Raw genomic sequence first — 615 nt, 5'->3', positions numbered from 1 at the left:
CATCATCGGGCAGGATATCGGTGCAGCGCACACCGAAATGGGCCAGCGCCTCGCTCGATTCATCCTCGCCTTTGGCCGTCGTGACCGTGACGTCACCGGAAAGCGCCTCCGCAAAGCGCGAGATCGCCTCCTCGTCTTCCTTGCTGATCTCGCCGGCCGGCAGATAGAACTTGATGCCGTTGCGGTCGGCCGGGATATGCGAGCCGGTGATCATCACCGAGGCCGCCTTGCGCTTCAGCCCGTAAAAGGCGAGCGCCGGCGTCGGCAGCGCGCCGCAATCGATCGGGGTCAGCCCCGCCGCCGCAATCGCCCCCATGGCATTGGCGGCAATCGCCGGGCTCGATTCCCGGTAGTCCTGACCGACGAGGACGGCATCGCCCTTCCTGGCATGTCCGGCTTCCTGCAGATGATGGCAGAAGGCCTTGGTGTAACGATAAGATGGTTCTCCGATAAGGTCAGCCGACAGGCCACGCAGCCCGCTGGTGCCGAATTTGATGCTCATGAATACGGTTTGTCCCACTTTTTTGCGCGTCCACCGGCCGCGCCTGACTGCATTTGGGAGCGGCCGATAACAGCGCTCCGTCTCTGACTACAAGGCGCCCGGGGGCACCGAGA

1 protein-coding gene is annotated in these 615 nt (G+C 63.7%); it reads right to left on the bottom strand.

Annotation, left to right across the window (positions count from 1 at the left end):
- On the bottom strand, window positions 1–502 hold a 502-nt coding region (locus MD273_RS18645; RefSeq protein WP_502846083.1), incomplete at its 3' end, for a phosphohexomutase domain-containing protein.
- Window positions 503–615 lie beyond the last annotated feature (113 nt).

It is taken from the genome of Marinobacter sp. C7, from assembly GCF_022343555.1.
Taxonomy (GTDB): domain Bacteria; phylum Pseudomonadota; class Gammaproteobacteria; order Pseudomonadales; family Oleiphilaceae; genus Marinobacter.
The sequence above is the reverse complement of the archived record's forward strand: the minus strand, read 5'-3'. Positions and strand labels throughout refer to the sequence as shown.